Source organism: Parageobacillus galactosidasius, from assembly GCF_002217735.1.
GTDB lineage: Bacteria > Bacillota > Bacilli > Bacillales > Anoxybacillaceae > Parageobacillus_B > Parageobacillus_B toebii.
Genome location: NZ_NDYL01000001.1, coordinates 800,443 through 816,913 on the forward strand (window position 1 = coordinate 800,443; position 16,471 = coordinate 816,913).

The 16,471-nt window shown below is 41.8% G+C and carries 20 protein-coding genes; 8 read left to right on the forward strand and 12 right to left on the reverse strand.

What is annotated here, in order from left to right:
* Window positions 1–119: 119 nt before the first annotated feature.
* From B9L23_RS04265 to B9L23_RS04280, 5 genes are all read right to left on the reverse strand, one after another.
* Window positions 120–251: a DUF3941 domain-containing protein gene (locus B9L23_RS04265; protein ID WP_012749405.1), complete on the reverse strand. Its 132-nt coding sequence runs from the start codon at window positions 249–251 to the stop codon at window positions 120–122.
* Between the two features lie 60 nt (window positions 252–311).
* Window positions 312–1,175, reverse strand: a complete 864-nt coding sequence (locus B9L23_RS04270) for a DegV family protein (RefSeq protein ID WP_081189470.1) — start codon at window positions 1,173–1,175, stop codon at window positions 312–314.
* Between the two features lie 111 nt (window positions 1,176–1,286).
* A complete protein-coding gene (locus B9L23_RS04275; RefSeq protein WP_012749407.1) occupies window positions 1,287–1,487 on the reverse strand; it encodes a DUF3813 domain-containing protein in 201 nt (66 codons plus the stop codon).
* A 2-nt stretch (window positions 1,488–1,489) separates the two neighbouring features.
* Window positions 1,490–1,642 carry a hypothetical protein gene (locus B9L23_RS20285; protein ID WP_012749408.1) on the reverse strand — a complete coding sequence of 51 codons (153 nt, stop codon included), beginning with the start codon at window positions 1,640–1,642 and terminating at the stop codon, window positions 1,490–1,492.
* An 88-nt stretch (window positions 1,643–1,730) separates the two neighbouring features.
* The gene (locus tag B9L23_RS04280; RefSeq protein ID WP_062753809.1) at window positions 1,731–2,537 is read right to left on the reverse strand and encodes a Cof-type HAD-IIB family hydrolase; all 807 of its coding nucleotides are present in this window, start codon (window positions 2,535–2,537) and stop codon (window positions 1,731–1,733) included.
* 174 nt (window positions 2,538–2,711) lie between these two features.
* Here B9L23_RS04280 and yjfP point away from each other — a divergent pair, with 174 nt between their 5' ends.
* Complete coding sequence (gene yjfP / locus B9L23_RS04285) at window positions 2,712–3,479, forward strand: esterase (RefSeq protein WP_081189471.1); 768 nt, start codon at window positions 2,712–2,714, stop codon at window positions 3,477–3,479.
* An 82-nt stretch (window positions 3,480–3,561) separates the two neighbouring features.
* On the opposite strand, the gene B9L23_RS04290 is transcribed toward yjfP, so the two are convergent.
* The 5 genes from B9L23_RS04290 to B9L23_RS04310 all read right to left on the reverse strand — a co-directional run bounded on the left by B9L23_RS04290 (window position 3,562) and on the right by B9L23_RS04310 (window position 6,335).
* Window positions 3,562–3,864: a metal-sulfur cluster assembly factor gene (locus B9L23_RS04290; RefSeq protein ID WP_012749411.1), complete on the reverse strand. Its 303-nt coding sequence runs from the start codon at window positions 3,862–3,864 to the stop codon at window positions 3,562–3,564.
* 16 nt (window positions 3,865–3,880) lie between these two features.
* Window positions 3,881–5,122 carry a hypothetical protein gene (locus B9L23_RS04295; protein ID WP_089096938.1) on the reverse strand — a complete coding sequence of 414 codons (1,242 nt, stop codon included), beginning with the start codon at window positions 5,120–5,122 and terminating at the stop codon, window positions 3,881–3,883.
* 5 nt (window positions 5,123–5,127) lie between these two features.
* Window positions 5,128–5,337, reverse strand: a complete 210-nt coding sequence (locus B9L23_RS04300) for a DUF2249 domain-containing protein (RefSeq protein ID WP_062677780.1) — start codon at window positions 5,335–5,337, stop codon at window positions 5,128–5,130.
* A 5-nt stretch (window positions 5,338–5,342) separates the two neighbouring features.
* Entirely contained in the window at window positions 5,343–5,573 is a 231-nt protein-coding gene (locus B9L23_RS04305) for a DUF2249 domain-containing protein (RefSeq protein WP_171699043.1), read from the reverse strand.
* Window positions 5,574–5,642: 69 nt separating this feature from the next.
* Window positions 5,643–6,335, reverse strand: a complete 693-nt coding sequence (locus tag B9L23_RS04310) for a Crp/Fnr family transcriptional regulator (protein ID WP_089096939.1) — start codon at window positions 6,333–6,335, stop codon at window positions 5,643–5,645.
* Window positions 6,336–6,561: 226 nt separating this feature from the next.
* Between B9L23_RS04310 and B9L23_RS04315 the strand changes: the two genes are divergently transcribed.
* The 6 genes from B9L23_RS04315 (at window position 6,562) to B9L23_RS04340 (ending at window position 14,138) form a co-directional block, all read left to right on the forward strand.
* The gene (locus B9L23_RS04315) at window positions 6,562–8,925 is read left to right on the forward strand and encodes a nitric-oxide reductase large subunit (RefSeq protein ID WP_062753799.1); all 2,364 of its coding nucleotides are present in this window, start codon (window positions 6,562–6,564) and stop codon (window positions 8,923–8,925) included.
* A gap of 351 nt (window positions 8,926–9,276) precedes the next feature.
* Window positions 9,277–9,510, forward strand: a complete 234-nt coding sequence (locus tag B9L23_RS04320; RefSeq protein ID WP_012749412.1) for a DUF2249 domain-containing protein — start codon at window positions 9,277–9,279, stop codon at window positions 9,508–9,510.
* A 104-nt stretch (window positions 9,511–9,614) separates the two neighbouring features.
* Window positions 9,615–10,202, forward strand: coding sequence for a molybdenum cofactor guanylyltransferase (locus B9L23_RS04325; protein ID WP_062753797.1), 588 nt, complete (start codon window positions 9,615–9,617; stop codon window positions 10,200–10,202).
* 72 nt (window positions 10,203–10,274) lie between these two features.
* Window positions 10,275–11,393: a TIGR04053 family radical SAM/SPASM domain-containing protein gene (locus B9L23_RS04330; protein WP_089096940.1), complete on the forward strand. Its 1,119-nt coding sequence runs from the start codon at window positions 10,275–10,277 to the stop codon at window positions 11,391–11,393.
* A 246-nt stretch (window positions 11,394–11,639) separates the two neighbouring features.
* Entirely contained in the window at window positions 11,640–12,815 is a 1,176-nt protein-coding gene (locus tag B9L23_RS04335; RefSeq protein WP_062753793.1) for an MFS transporter, read from the forward strand.
* A gap of 264 nt (window positions 12,816–13,079) precedes the next feature.
* Window positions 13,080–14,138 (forward strand): multicopper oxidase domain-containing protein, encoded by a 1,059-nt coding sequence (locus B9L23_RS04340; RefSeq protein ID WP_089096941.1) that lies wholly within the window; start codon window positions 13,080–13,082, stop codon window positions 14,136–14,138.
* Window positions 14,139–14,444: 306 nt separating this feature from the next.
* On the opposite strand, the gene B9L23_RS04345 is transcribed toward B9L23_RS04340, so the two are convergent.
* Window positions 14,445–14,894: a hypothetical protein gene (locus B9L23_RS04345; RefSeq protein WP_081189477.1), complete on the reverse strand. Its 450-nt coding sequence runs from the start codon at window positions 14,892–14,894 to the stop codon at window positions 14,445–14,447.
* 180 nt (window positions 14,895–15,074) lie between these two features.
* Window positions 15,075–15,329 (reverse strand): hypothetical protein, encoded by a 255-nt coding sequence (locus tag B9L23_RS20875; protein ID WP_245842285.1) that lies wholly within the window; start codon window positions 15,327–15,329, stop codon window positions 15,075–15,077.
* Window positions 15,330–16,052: 723 nt separating this feature from the next.
* On the opposite strand from B9L23_RS20875, the gene B9L23_RS04355 reads away from it, so the two are divergent.
* The gene (locus B9L23_RS04355; RefSeq protein WP_089096942.1) at window positions 16,053–16,460 is read left to right on the forward strand and encodes a hypothetical protein; all 408 of its coding nucleotides are present in this window, start codon (window positions 16,053–16,055) and stop codon (window positions 16,458–16,460) included.
* The last annotated feature ends 11 nt before the right edge of the window (window positions 16,461–16,471 follow it).

Consider the following 16,471-nt stretch of genomic DNA (forward strand, 5'->3'; position numbering starts at 1 on the left):
TATTAAAATTACTAAAAAAACAAAAAATGCCGATTCATCCTCCACCTACGCTTCGCTTAGAGGTGGGGGTCTTCTCGGCAAAGAAAAGAGGCTGTCCAGTATAAAAGGACAGCCGAATTTTATAAATGATCCGTCTTCTTCGAGTACGCAAATTTCCCAGCCTGGCGGTTTTTTTCGCGCAACATGTTTTTTTCATGGCGTTTCGCGTTGTTGTCTCGTGCTTTTTTATCGTTATCGCTTGTATGTGACATAATTGGCGTGCACTCCTTTATCCACGGTGTACACCATTAGTATGCGTGGAAAAGAAGGACTTATACCTCAATATATTTGTTCAAGAAAAAGAGCGCCAATGTGCCCGGACCGGCGTGCGCGCCGATCGCACCGCCGATTTCGGTGATGAAAAAGCGCGTGCAGCCATATGTTTTTTCAATAAGCTGCTTTAATTCCAATGCGGCTTCTTCGTCGTCGCCGTGGCTGATGCCGATCACTTGTTTTTGCAGATCGTCGCCGCGTTCGCCCATGATTTCGACCATGCGCTTTAACACTTTTTTGCGGCCGCGTAATTTCTCCAGCGGAATAAGTTTGCCGTCTTCGACATGGAGAAGCGGCTTAATGTTTAAAAGGCCGCCGACCATTGCTGCGGTTTTGCTAATTCGCCCGCCGCGCGCCAAAAATTCTAAATTGTCAACCGTAAAAATATGTTCCATATGGCGGCAGTAAGAAGCAATCGTTTCGCATAATAGGTTGTACGGCATTCCTCTTTCTGCGAGTTCCGCCGCTTTCATCACCACAAGTCCTTGTCCGAGCGACGCGCACTTCGAATCGATAATCGTTAGCTGAAACTCAGGATATTCTTCAAGCACTTCGCTGCGAATCGCCATCGCGGTTTGATATGTACCAGATAATTGCGAGGAAAACGCGATATATAGACAAGGGCGGTTTTCTTTTGCGTACTTGGTAAATAGTTCTTTCATTTTTAGCGGATTCGCTTGCGCCGTTTTCACGATTTGTCCGTTGCGCATCGCGTCATATACTTGTTTTGGTTCAATGGTAATAAAGTCTTCGTATTCTTCGCCATTGAAATGGACAAGAAGCGGCAGAAACGCGATGTTATGCTTCTGCAAATAAGAATGTGGGAGATCGCTGCCACTGTCCGTAATAATTTGAATCGACACTGCATCCACCTCTTATAAAGTTAAGATAAGATATATTTTAGTGTAGCGATTATGATGAAAAAAGACAATTTTTCTTTCCTATAAAAAGGTTGCGGACGAGCGCCGCAACCTTTACTGAGTGAGTTGATCAAGTTCTTCCTGGAATTGACGCAACTGCGCTTTTTCTGCCAAGCTGGAATGAGCATAGGCAGAAGATAAGGCGTTTTTTGCTATGGCGATCGCGCGATCCAAGTCGATATCCGCTTGGCCGTTTGCTGCTTGTTTTGCCTGCATGACCGCTTTGCGCGCTTCTTGAAACAATCGATTGCCCATCGTTATTCGCCTCCAAGCGACGTTTCAAACGCTTTTTGCATTTTGCGCTCTTCCGCTTCAGCGTATGTCATGTGGTAAGGGATTCGTTCGTCATGTTTTTCTACCGCATCGACGCTTTGTTGAATGAAGCGTTTCGATTTATTTCGTTTACCCAAGACGTATTCCCCCCTTGAAAAAATAAAGACGCAGTATTGCGTCATGGATAGTGTAACCGTATAGGGGGGATTGTAATAAGGCAATTCGTTACAGCTTTAACATTGATTTTAAATAAATACCGATGCCATCTTCTTCATTTGTTGCAGTCACATCGTTGGCGATTTGTTTGAGGGGCTCAATCGCGTTGCCCATCGCAATGCCATGACCTGCCCATTCGATCATTTCTAAATCGTTATCTTCGTCTCCAAAAGCGATGACCCGTTCTCTAGGGATATGGAAATAATCAGCGATTTGCTTGAGTCCAAACGCTTTATGAACGCCGGCGCGAACGATTTCAATGATATGCCATGGCTCGGTCCAGCGCCGATGATGCAATACGTTCGCATGAACGTCGGATAAGTACGACTGTATTTGGTCGACATGTTGTTTGTCTGTATGAATAAGGATGCTCGTTGGATCATCTTTTAATGCATAGCGCAAGTCGCCGATTTCGATGGCCGGGTTGCCAAGCCGGACAATATCTAGCAGTATTTCATCATGTTCATGAAAGTATACATCGTCCATCACTTCGGCTAAAATATTTTTAATCGAGTACGTTTCACTTACTTCAATAATGTCTTTTACGGTTTGGAGCGGAAGCGGAAAATGACGGATCCCCCATGAATGGTCGGCAGGGTGATGGACGAACGCCCCGTTAAAGTTGACAATTGGCGTTGTGAGTCCAAGCTCTTCATAGTACATTTTGCTGGCGCGATAAGGTCTTCCAGTTGCAATCACGACAAGATGCCCTTCTTCTTTTGCGCGCAAAATCATTTCTTTGGTAAATGGGGAAATCGTTTTGTCATCTTTTAATAACGTACCATCTAAATCCAACGCAATTAAATATTGTTTCATAATAACTCCCTTTACATTGTTTTTTTAAAGTATATACGATCATGAGTTTAAGGTCACTACTATATTTATCATCATTTTGTTTTTTTGGATCTTTTCTAATATAGTGTAACTCTTTTCCAAAATTCTTGTCTACATGTTACACTATAGAAAAAAGAATGAAGGAGTTTTGGGATCATGGTCATCATTGAAAAAGAAACCGTTGCCCAAGTGCCTGTGCTTCATGTCGTAAAAAAAGAAAAGCGGGAAGAACGATTGCCGTTTATTTTGTTTATTCATGGATTTACAAGTGCAAAAGAACATAATTTGCACTTTGGGTACTTGCTTGCCGAGGCGGGATACCGCGTGATTTTGCCGGATGCGCTGCATCACGGTGAACGAGATTCGTCTTTATCTGAGCGTGAGCTGCAATTGGCGTTCTGGAATATTGTGACGCGTACGATTACGGAAATTAAAAAAATCAAAGAGGAATTAGAACTTCGCAATCTCATTCAGCCGGATCGGATAGGACTTGCCGGTACATCGATGGGGGGGATTGTCACATTTGGCGCACTTGCCGTGTATCCATGGATTAAAGCGGCCGTTTCGCTGATGGGAAATCCAATGTATGAAGCATTTTTTGACGCCTTAATTGAAACAGGCAAAAAAATGGGAGTGGCGATTCCGCTTTCCGATGAACAACTAAAGCGGGAAAAGGCGCGATTAATGAAATATGACCTTTCTAGACAGCCGGAGAAATTAGCGGGCCGTCCGCTTCTTATTTGGCATGGAAAGTGCGACCAAGTTGTCCCTTATTCTTATACATATGAGTTTTATGAACAAATAAAACCGCTTTATCAAGGAAAAGAAGAAAATTTGAAGTTTATTTCCGATGATACGGCAGGGCATAAAGTGACAAGGGAAGCGTTTTTAGAAACGGTGAAATGGTTTACGAAACATGTGTAAGAAAAAAACGGCTATGCTTATGGCATAGCCGTTACAACATTATCGGAGGGGTAAAAGCGGACGGGACATTTTCCCAAAAAAGTTATGAAAAATGCCCTAATTGCCGCAGCGCTTCTTCACTCATTCGTTCCGGAGTCCAAGGCGGATTCCATGTAATTTGTACTTGTACATCGCGGATTCCATCGATATGTTCGAGCGCACGTTTCACACCGCCGACGATGGAGTCGTGAAGCGGGCAGCCCGGTGTCGTAAGCGTCATTAAAATATATATGTTTCCATCATTAATTTGCAAATCATAAATTAACCCTAAATCCACGACATTGATCCCCAGTTCTGGGTCAATAACCGTTCGAAGCTGCTGAAGTACCAATTCGCGAATATCCATGATTATAGCCTCCTTTTTATTTCCACAAAACCGAAAGAATCGTCCCGGCAAAGAGAAGAGAAAACAATGTCAATGCACCTTGGGCAGCATAAAATATCGTCGGACTGGAAACAGTCAATGCAGCTACGACACCGATAACGCTAATGATAAACAATACACATTGAACAACAGTCCATTTCTCATTCATCATTTGTTTTAACGTCGGCACATTTTCTTGGCCGATCTTTTTGCTGTAGCGGTGCGTCCACCATAAAAACGGAACAATTTTATATAAATAGCCGATGATGCTTAACATAATCCAGCCAAGTATATAGCCGTAAATCACAATCGCAATTCCGTGAAGATTGCCGAAAAACGATAAAATAAATGCTGTCCCGTGCAGGATAAAGGCAATCGCAATGGCAAGCAAAGCAAACTGAAATGGGCGGTCCAGTTTTTTCTTCATCCGTTTTTGCAAAATCGACCATATATGATAAGCGAATAGTGCGAATGCAATAAATAAAAGCCCAGCACCGGAGATGAAAACCGATCGTCCATTTATGAAAAAGCTGATAAATGTAACGGCAAGCCCCGTCATATAAACGATGTATACATATCGCGCCAACGTCATCGAAAACCCATGCGCGAGAGAAAACATCGGCACCATTTTATAGGAAAAACCGATAATAAGCAGAGTAAACCAGCCGAACACGCCAAATAAGATATGTGTTTTTAAAGCAAAAAGATGATCCATCGTTTGTCTGCCGCTCCAAAAATGAAAGGCAAGCGTCAGTCCCAAGACAATCGTAAATAATAAACAAGCAAGTGCCGAGCTGACAAACAATGTCATAATATTTTTTTTCGCCTGTTTCCGCAATGTCATTGCCATTTGAAAAAGAAAGAGCATGATGCCAAGCACAAGCAACAACCCTGGGAAAAAGGCGAAGTGCGCATTAAACGCTAAGTTGGCAGAAAATAATACGATTCCGGCTGCTGTAATAAAAAATTGTACAAATCCTAACCGCTCGCTCCAAATTGGTGTCAAAAACGCAACTGGAACGAGCTGGTACATCGCTCCCATCGCAACCATCAGCGCAAAACCGAGCACGGCGAAATGCGCCGCCGCCCAGACGATCGGCAGGCGGAACGCTCCGTTTACCATGGCTGGTCCGGCAATGAGTGCGACTGTTTGTGATGCAACAAAAGCAATGACACCAAACAAGATAAATAAAAAAGGAAGACGAATATTTGTTTCATATGCAGTATTTGTTGGAATCATGATGGTCATCCTTTTGTAATCGTAATTTGGAAGCTGCCATCCTCGCGTTCTGTCGTTTCGTATTTATAGCCAAGCTCATCAAGTTGTTCGTATAAAAACATCGGGCGGCGGTCGTTAATGATGGTTAACGTTTCTCCAGGCTGCAGTTTCCCTAACGCCGCCAATGTTCTCATCATTGGTTGCGGCGGCTCTAACCCGCGATTGTCAAGAATCATCGTTCTCACCCCTGTTTTACGAACGTGACTTTCCAATGTTTTTTCCCAATCTGTTCCGCTTCATACGTAAATCCTTTTGCTTTCATAATCGGAAAAAGCGGAATCGGTTTAAACGGCGCATGCAGAATAAACGTATCCCCCGCTTGAAGCGGTTTAATTGTGTTCATAATTTTTTCAAACGGTTCGATTTTCTTTTGTAAATCTTCGCGGACATCCAACTCTACAATCTTTCCCAACGAAATCCCTCCTTTGTTTTTTATGATAGTAATTTTCATTTTCAAGCGTTGTGATTTTTATCACATCCATTAGAAAAAGATTTCTTTTTCCAATCCTTCTTTATCAATAAGGTAAAATCCATCTTCATTAATATCAATCAATCCTTTTCGCTTTAATTGGCTAAGCGTTCGGCTTACCGTTTCCCGTGAGGTGCCGATCATGTTGGCAAGCTCTCGATTCGTCACATGAGCAGTCAAACGGTAAAATTTCCCTTGCGGTACCGCATTTGTTTTTGTTAAGCGCAACAGAAGCATAATAATTTGTTCATATGTGTTATGAAGAATTTGTTCTTCTAAACGTTTTTGCAAGTCAACGATTTTTTCGCCCATGACGCGAAATAATTTAATGCATACCTCTGGATAGCAAATTAACGTTTGTTCGAAGTCAGCGATTGGGATCGCAATTAACGTCGCTTCGTCGATGACTTCCGCGTGCGCAGGGTACGAACCTTTTAAGAAAAAACCGGTATGCGGAAACATTTCGCCTGTCTGCAAAATCGAGATGATTTGTTCTTTCCCGCTCATATCGGTTTTATAAATTTTTACCGTCCCGGAATGAATGAAATAGACACGCTCGAGCGGGTCTCCTTGCATAAATACAAACGTCCGCGGTTTATAGACGCGCACATGAGAAATAGCCACAAGCGATTCAAGCTCATGATCGGATAATTCACGGAAAAGCGGAACGCTTTTTAATCTCTCTTTCATCCAATTATTTGTCATAGATAATCTCTCCTTAAATTTATATATAAAAAAATAGTCGTATTGTTTTAAGCAATAAGAAGGAACAATGCTTCCTCCAACTTAATTTTATAACATTTTCCATAAAAGAGTTGTGACGTAAATCATAGTGATGAAAATCATAGCGAACGTTTGCCGTACCTCACATTCTAATCCCATTTGCAGCGTTACAATGAAGGCGAATTTAATGATAGGAAGGTGGTTATTTATGGAAATTAATCGATCGGTTCGTACGTCTCCACGTCCTGAACGTCGAACACAAAATAGTTTTCTTAAATCTATATTAATTTTTACCATTTTGATCAGTTTTACCGTCTTGCTAGTTGGCGGATACTGGATTTTTAAAGAAATGGCGCCAAGACCGAAAGAGGTCCGAAGCGAAAGCGGCGACGTATTAATGACGAAAGAAACAATTATCGGTGGGCAGTCCGTGTTCCAGAAATACGGATTAATGGATTACGGTACAGTGCTTGGACATGGTTCTTACATGGGGCCGGATTATACAGCAGAAGCATTGAAGATTTATACGGAAGGAATGCAAGAGTATAAAGCAAAAGAACTGTATGATAAGCCATTCTCTGAGCTATCCAAAGATGAAAAAACAATCGTTCGGGATAAAGTTATTAAAGAAATGCGGAAAAACCGCTACAATCCGGTTACCGATGTGCTTGTGTTAACAGATGCACAAGTATATGGGCTTCAAAAAGTTCGTGACTATTACCGCGATGTATTTACAAACGGTGATGGTTGGGGCTTGCAAAAAGGGTTGATTAAAGAATCGGATATGCCAAAAACAAATCGCGCTTGGGTTGCGGACAGCGATCAAATTCAGCAAATTGCCGATTTCTTCTTCTGGACAGCTTGGTTATCAAGCACTCCGCGTATCGGTGACAATATTACGTACACCAACAACTGGCCTTATTACGAAGATGCAGGAAATACAATGACGTTTTCCGCCATGTGGTGGAGCGGTGCAAGTGTGACCATCTTAATTTTATTTGTTGCGATTATTTTGTACTTCTTCTATCGTTATCAATTGAGCATGCAAGAAGCATATAAAGAAGGACAGTTTCCAGTTATCGATTTGCGCAAGCAGCCATTAACCCCTTCGCAAGCGAAATCAGCAAAATACTTTACAATCGTAGCCGTGCTGTTTTTCGTTCAATCGATGTTTGGCGCGTTGCTTGCCCATTATTATGTAGAACCAGACAGCTTTTTCGGCATCAAATGGATTCACGATTTACTGCCGTTTAACATTGCAAAAGGTTACCATTTACAACTAGCAATTTTTTGGATTGCAACATCATGGTTAGGTATGGGGATTTTTATCGCACCGCTTGTCGGCGGACATGAACCGAAAAAACAAGGGCTTCTTGTTGACATTTTGTTCTGGGCGCTTGTCGTTCTTGTCGGCGGCAGCATGATCGGCCAATGGCTTGGAGTAAACGGATATTTAGGAAACAACTGGTTCTTGCTCGGCCATCAAGGTTGGGAATATCTTGAGCTTGGACGCATTTGGCAAATTATCTTAGTAGTAGGTATGCTTATTTGGCTGTTTATCGTCTTCCGCGGCATTAAGAGCGGATTAAAGCGGGAAAGTGATAAAGGCGGACTAATTCACTTATTGTTCTATTCTGCAATTGCGGTGCCGTTCTTTTACATCTTTGCGTTCTTTATTAAGCCAGACACGAACTTTACAATGGCAGATTTCTGGCGCTGGTGGATTATCCATTTGTGGGTAGAAGGAATTTTCGAAGTGTTTGCGGTTGTTGTTATCGGCTTTTTGTTAGTGCAATTGAGACTTGTTACAAAAAAATCTACAGTAAGAGCATTATATTTCCAATTTACGATTTTGCTTGGCAGCGGGGTCATCGGTATCGGCCACCACTATTATTACAACGGTTCGGCGGAAATATGGATCGCGCTTGGCGCCGTCTTCTCAGCACTCGAAGTCATTCCGCTTACATTGCTGATTTTAGAAGCATATGAACAGTATAAAATGATGCGCGACGGCGGGGTTAACTTCCCTTATAAATCGACATTCTGGTTCTTAATTGCTACGGCAATTTGGAACTTAGTCGGCGCGGGTGTGCTTGGATTCCTTATCAACTTGCCGGCAGTCAGCTACTTTGAACACGGGCAATTTTTAACACCAGCCCACGGCCATGGATCGATGATGGGTGTTTACGGAATGTTCGGTATTGCCGTGCTGCTTTACTCATTGCGCAATATCGTGAAACCGGAAGCATGGAACGATAAATTATTAAAATTTGCATGCTGGATGCTCAATATCGGGCTTGCAGGGATGATTGCAGTGACGTTGTTGCCAGTCGGCATTCTGCAAATTAAAGAAGCTTTTGAAAAAGGCTATTGGGCATCTCGCTCTCCAGAGTTTTTACAACAAGATATTGTGCAAAACTTGAATCTGATCCGTGCTGTTCCAGATACGATTTTCTTAATTGGTGTCATCGTGATTATGGGGTTCAGCGTAAAAGCGCTATTCCATTTGCGTAAACCGACACACGGCGAGGGAGAAGCGCTTCCGGTCGCCGATCTGACAAAAGAAGAATAAACAAAAAAGAATCACAGCACAAATAGCTGTGATTCTTTTTATCTTTCTATGATAGCGCTTTCTATTTTGTTTATTGTTAGGTTTTCTGCATTTTTTCTTTTTTCTCGTGACATTGAAAACAGTATAATGTTTCTTTTTCGTCGCAAATGACGCCGTTTAAGAAACCATGAAAACAATGTATCGGTTTGCCGCACTGCGAACAAAAGCCAACAAGCTCTTCCAATCATCATTTCTCCTTTCACAGGCATTGAGAATTTTCATCCATCAATTGTGATATTCGTCACTACGACAAACGACAGAAATGATTATGATGTATACATAATTAATTATACTATAAAGGAGGCAATAAGTATGAATCAATTTGCCGCAAAAATTCATGCACCTGACTATGAGCCGAGAGAAAGACACCCTGCGATCTTTCGCTTATTCGATAGCTTAAAACCAGGTGAAGTGATGGAATTAACGAATGACCATGATCCGCGTCCGCTGCATTATCAGTTTATGATGGAACGTCCAGATCAATTTACTTGGGAGTACTTGGAAGAAGGACCAGAAATTTGGCGAGTCGCAATCGGCAAAAAATAAACATGAATGCTAAAAAAGATTCCCGAAAGAATGATGGGAATCTTTTTTTTTTGTTGCTTCCATGGTACAGTAAAACAAAGATTTTGGTGAAAGGGGAAAAATGAATGAACAAAATGGCAGGAGTGGTTCTTGCCGGCGGGCAGTCGCGGCGTTTTGGCAGCCCGAAAGCGTTTGCCAAATTTAACGGAAAATATTTTTTTGAAATTGCTGTGGAAACGTTACGCGCAGTAGTAGAGGATATTTATATTGTTAGCCATCCTTCGCTAATAGACTGTTTTCGACAAAAGACGGCGGAAAAAGTGATTATGGACGATGAACGGTATCGTGGCCAAGGGCCGCTTGCCGGAATTTATACGGTCATGAAAGAATGCGAGGCGGAATGGATATTTGTGCTTCCGTGCGATATGCCGTATATGCGTCCAGAAGCAGCGGCAAAACTTGCTAAATATGCGAACGAGAAGTTTGATGCGATTATCTGTGCGCATTTCGGCCGAATTCAGCCATTAGTTGGCATATATCATCGGCGAACATGCAAGCAGATCGAAAAACTTCTACAGGCACAAGATAATAGGATGAAATCGCTTTTTCGCCATTGCCATGTCCACTATGTGAACGAGCAAGATTTTTGGGAAGATGAGATCGTCTTTCGCAATGTAAACACGCCGAATGAGTTTGACGATATTGTGACATAAGTCACTTTGTGATATTTATCACATTAGTGTCCTCTCCAATGCAGTACAATGAGAACAAGGAGGGGGATAGTAGTGAGGGACTTTAACGAAAATCCGTTTATTGTGATTTGGGAACTAACAAGGGCATGTCAGTTAAAATGTGTTCATTGCCGAGCGGAAGCGCAATATCACCGCGATCCGCGCGAATTGACATTCGAAGAAGGGAAAAAGTTAATTGATGATATATATGAGATGGATCAGCCGCTTCTCGTGTTTACTGGCGGGGACCCGCTCATGCGCCCAGATGTATATGATCTTGCCAAATATGCGATTGACAAAGGACTTCATGTTTCAATGACGCCAAGTGCGACGCCGAACGTGACAAAGGAAGCGATTCGGAAAGCGAAGGAAGTTGGCCTTTCTCGTTGGGCGTTTAGTTTAGATGGGCCAAACGCGGAAATTCATGATCGTTTTCGTGGGACATCCGGTTCGTTTGATTTGACTATAAAAGCGATTGAATATTTACATGAACTTGATATTCCAGTGCAAATTAATACCGTCATCTCCCGATATAACGTCCATGTGCTTGATGAAATGGCAGAGTTGGTTGAAAAACTAAAATGTGTGCTTTGGAGCGTCTTTTTCCTTGTGCCGACAGGACGCGGAAAAGAGTCAGATATGATTTCGCCGGTGGAACATGAAAAAGTGTTTCGTTGGCTTTATGAAACGAGCAAGCGCGTCCCGTTTGACATAAAAACGACAGCAGGGCAGCATTACCGCCGTGTCGTGTTGCAGGCGAAAATGCGAGAAAAACAAATCTCGGGCGATGAAATTAACTATGAAGACGTGTTGATGAAGGGATTAACTGGACAAGTCGATGGTCTTGGCCGTGCGCCAAAAGGGGTCAATGATGGCAATGGATTTGTTTTTATTTCTCATATCGGTGACGTATATCCGAGCGGGTTGCTCCCGGTGAAAGCAGGAAATGTCCGGGAAACGCCGCTCGCGGAAATTTATCGAAATTCTCCGATTTTCCGAGATTTGCGCAATCCTGATAAATATAAAGGAAAATGCGGCGTATGCGAATTCCGCTACGTTTGCGGCGGATCGCGCTCGCGGGCGTATGCAGTTACGGGTGATTACTTAGAAAGCGAACCGTATTGCGTATACATTCCAAAAGCATTGCGACAAAAAGAAAAACATTTATCTTAATCACAGTGGTAACTGGCTCTCTTTTATTAGGGAGCCAGTTTTTTATTTACGAGTTCACTGAAATAATTTTCTAGACATTAAAATAAACAGGACACGATAAAGATGGAAATCAACTTTTTACAATTATGTGACACTATAAAAAAATGTGATAAACTTCACAAATATTTTTTTTTCATTTGCGTATGATGTACTCAAAAGCAGGTGAATTTAGTTATATGGCTGTGAACAAAAAGGAGGATTTTCGTGATGAATAAGCAAAAAGCCCTTTTGCCGATTACAACGTTGGCGATGACGTTTGCGTTTGCTGTATGGGCTGTATTTTCTCCGTTGGCGAATACATTCCAAGAAATGTACGGACTAACATCGACACAAAAAAGCATTTTAGTTGCGATTCCAGTTTTGCTTGGTTCCATTATGCGCATTCCGCTCGGGATTTGGACGGATCGATTTGGCGGCAGACGATTATTTTCGTTGTTGCTATTGTTCATAATTATTCCATTAATAGGAGCGGGTTTTGCTGATTCATATGCAATGTTAATGTTTTGGGCGTTCTTTATCGGAATGGCAGGGACGTCGTTTGCCATTTCTGTTACGTTCGTATCGCGCTTAACACCGCCAGAAAAACAAGGAACAGCACTCGGCATTAACGCGATGGGGAATATTGGAACAGCGGTGGCAAGCTTTTTGGTTCCTTCGATCGCGGCAGCGTTTGGAGTGAAATGGGCGTTTTGGGGAATGATTATCCCAGTTGTCATCATGCTCCTTCTTGTTTGGTTCTTTACTCCGGATATGCCAAAGCCTAAGCAGCAAAAAACGATGCTTGATTCGTTATCGGTGTTGAAGTATAAACATACGTGGACGTTATCTCTCTTTTATTTCGTTACATTTGGTGCATTTGTTGCATTCGGCATTTATTTGCCATCGCTGCTCATTGATTTATATGGTTTAACTCCGGTGGATGCCGGGCTTCGCGCTGCTGGATTTACCATTATTGCGACACTTGCGAGACCGATTGGCGGAAACCTCGGCGATAAAATCGGTGCCGAACGGGTATTGAATTTCGTTTATGCTGGAATTACGATTGGAGCGCTTGCCATTGTATTTGGAATGGAAAATATTGTTGTGATGACAGTCGCATGCTTGTTTATTGCCATTATGTCCGGATTAGGAAACGGTGCGGTCTTTAAGCTTGTTCCGCAGCTATTCCCTGCAGAAACAGGTGCTGTCACCGGCATCGTCGGCGCATGGGGCGGACTTGGCGGCTTTTTCCCACCGATTTTGCTGGGAATAGTGAAAGATGCTACTGGTTCTTACGTGCTCGGCTTTCTTCTTCTCAGCTTGTTTGCCCTCGTTTGCTTCCTGCTTAACCGCGTCGTCTTCGGAAAAAAAGTGGGCAAAGTGACAAAACCATATGCACCGTAACAAAAAGCAGGTCGTTTCAAGCGATCTGCTTTTTTTAATATGGAGCTTTGATTTCTGATTATTTGCATGTTTTTAAGTAAAACGTATATCGTTCAATCCATCATTTTCCCTACCGAAATGATTTCTAACGTTAATATATAACATTGTTCAACAATTCACAAACTATTCAAACATCGGCCATGATACGTGATACGAATCACTAGGATGAGAAACAGAACGCACTATTCTTAAAGTGTAAGGATTGATAAAAATGGAGGGAGGAACATGGCAGGCAAACTTCACACATTCATGGCGGTAGCAGCGACGGCAGCGTTACTAGCGGCCTGTGGAAACGAAGGTGCCGGGGAGAAAGAGGCGACGAAAGAAACGGTAAAGATAGAGCATCACGCAAGTTCAAACGTCATCGCTGCCCATAAAGATCTTAACCAAAAACCGGTTCCATTGAAAATGGAACGCATCGGTCCGCATGATGTCAAAATCGAGATGACTGCACAAGTAACTGACATCGAAATCGATAAAGGAAAAATCTATAAAGCATGGACGTTCAACGGTCAAGCACCTGGACCGCTCATTGTCGTCAATGAAGGAGATACGCTCCATTTTACGTTAAAAAATATGGACCCATCGCTGCCCCATAGCATGGATTTCCACGCCGTCCACGCTTCGCCGTCGAAAGATTTTGCCGACGTCATGCCGAATAAGTCGGGAACGTTTACGTACCCAGCGAACAACCCAGGCGTATTTATGTACCATTGCGGCACGAAGCCGGTGCTCGCCCATATCGCCAACGGCATGCATGGGATGATTATCGTCAAGCCGAAAAACGGCTATCCGACCGATAAAGAAGTGGACCGCGAATTTGTCTTAATCCAAAACGAGTGGTACAAGTATAATGACATGGATGATTTCCAAAACGGGGTACCAAGCTATGTTGTTTTTTCGGCAAAAGCGTTAAAAGCAGGCGATCGAAATACGAACGGAGATACATTTACGCTAAAAGAGAAGCCGCTCGTTGCCAAAGTCGGCGACAAAGTTAGAATTTACATCCTTAACGTTGGTCCGAACGAAGTCAGCTCATTCCATGTCGTTGGAACCGTTTTGGATGATGTGTATATCGACGGTAATCCAAACAACCATCTAAAAGGTTTGCAGACAGTGATGCTTCCGGCTAGCGGCGGCGCGGTCGTTGAATTTACCGTCACACGCCCGGGAACGTATCCGATCGTTACGCACCAATTCAACCACGCGCAAAAAGGAGCCGTAGCGATATTAAAAGTAACGGAGACCGGTGAAGATGACGGTACAGAAACAAGCGGACACTAACCGTTTCCCGTTCTGCCAAACGAGAAACGGCATGCCGCTACAAGAGAGCTTCTTCATCTATTGTAAAGGATTATAGAAAAAGATAAGTGATGTGCATCACACAACATTAAAAAGGAGAGATGAAAACTAACGGGTTCGGTTCAGAAGTACAAAATCAAAAAACAGTACAAATAACAGCGTAATTAGCACAAAATTCGAACCACATTTAACAAAGTAAAAGGCATATTAAAACGCTTGGGCTTATTCCAAGCGTTTTAAACTAAAATTATATTGACTTGTTCAATTAAGACTGTTACTAAAAGGTTACTACCGCACTTCAATTACGAAGGCATAACTTGAATCTCCCTTTTCCCATCTTGCTGAAACATCATACACATATACACCTTTTTCTTTTGGTAATAGTATCACATTATCATTTATTGGAACATTTTCTGTTTTTTCATTTGTAAGCCATCTATTTACTACTAATGTATTTTCTTTAGGCTCGTCTTTGAATTCTATTTTCAATTGGGAATTTGATGGTATAACCACAGGTTTTAGTTCTTGATTTTTAATGAGTTCTGGCGGAGAACTTGTATCAATACAAACAGAATTAAGTAATCCATTCCAACAATACGAACCTTGTGTCACTTCTACCTTTTTTTCTCCAACAGTTATGGTTGGTAAAGGTGGTTTAGCACTAAATAGTCCAATAACAAAATAACCCCCAATGCCTAACGCAATTAATATTAATAATGTAATTAAAAACTTTTTCATACACTCCCCCCTTATGGGTTCATTTTACTCTTGTTAATTTTCTGATTAATCTATATATTTAGTTTAACATAAAATACCAAAATCCTTAAAAAGGATTTCGTCAAAAAATATTGATATTTCAACAAAAATAAAAAAAACAAATCGCGTGGTGATTTGGTCTTATAAAATATCAAATCCCTTTCAAAGGGAAGTCATCAATGAATTGTCTTTATCCGTCACAAAACGCCATTCTGAAGCCTTTACAAGCTGTTTAATGAGCCAATAATGAGCAATCGTTGTATAAGTTATGTGTAATCCATCAATATACTTGGCTCTGCGTTCAATTTTATCTAATTCGGCTTGATACTCGACATAAGTTTGTTTGTCATTTTTTAGATGTAGGCATCGGATAATGATAATATTTCGGAATGCGAGCGTGTTTCTTAGCAAATTCATTTAGGGGGTTTTCTTTTAAAAGAACGGTATCAAGGGCAATATCCCTCAATGAAATATCCCAATCAAATGCCACATCACTTCGGAACACATACCTTGAGAAGACATCGGCAGTAATCACCACATTGGTTGGGAATTGACTTTAAATCGTCATACTGGCTGCCACCCATTCCTTTTTTCCGAACATTGTTGAGGAAATAAGTCATTTTATCTATTGAGCCACATTTCTTTAAACTGCATATTTTGAAGCGGTTTTGTTTCGTGCCGTTCCAAAAACTCCAAACATCTTCGATAAACAAATTCGTAATAGGTACCTCTCCCAATTTCCAAAAGTTCGCAAGTTCTGGTAATCGGAACCCGACTTAACAATAACTTTGTAAACCAAAGAAGAATATCACTTCGTTTTTGATTGTATGTGATAGATTGCTTACGGTTAGGTAATATATTAACTTCTTGCACGTCTTACATTGCCATCTTTGTGATTCACCTGTGCTTTTTCCACGTTTATAGAATGCCTTTGGTTCGTTAAAAGGCGTACAATCTTCCACAATACATCCATCTTTATGAAATTGATAATCGGGTTCAACATCTTGGATACTGTTGACAACAACCGAACTCGTTAGATGAAAACTCTCCTTTTTTATTTTTTGAATAATAAACGGAACAGATAGGAAACATATGCTAATAGAGGTTTAATTTATTTAAGCAGGGGAAAGAGGTGGTGAAATGGGCGGTCCATCTTTACGGAAATTAGAGGCGCATCGTTCCATTCATGAAGGGGCATTTACCGAGGCGAAACATCTGACTGAGCTGCTTGAGAAGCTATATAACGATGGGCGTCAGGAGCATCTTGGCGAGATTGCTGATGCGCTTGTGGAGCATTGGGAAAAGAGAGTCATTGCCCATGCGCAGGCGGAAGAAGAAGGATTTTATCAAGAAAAAGTAGAGGAAGACCACAATTTGTTTGAAAAAGTGGCGATGTTAAAGCGCGACCATGATTTAATGAGATATTTAATTGAAGAAGTGAAACAATTGTTAGCGCAACGAATTGATAAAGAGGTACTCACTCGATTTCACGCGCTTTTGCATATTAACCGTATGCATAGTGACGACGAAGAAAAATTTTTATTTTAGCCAATAAAGCA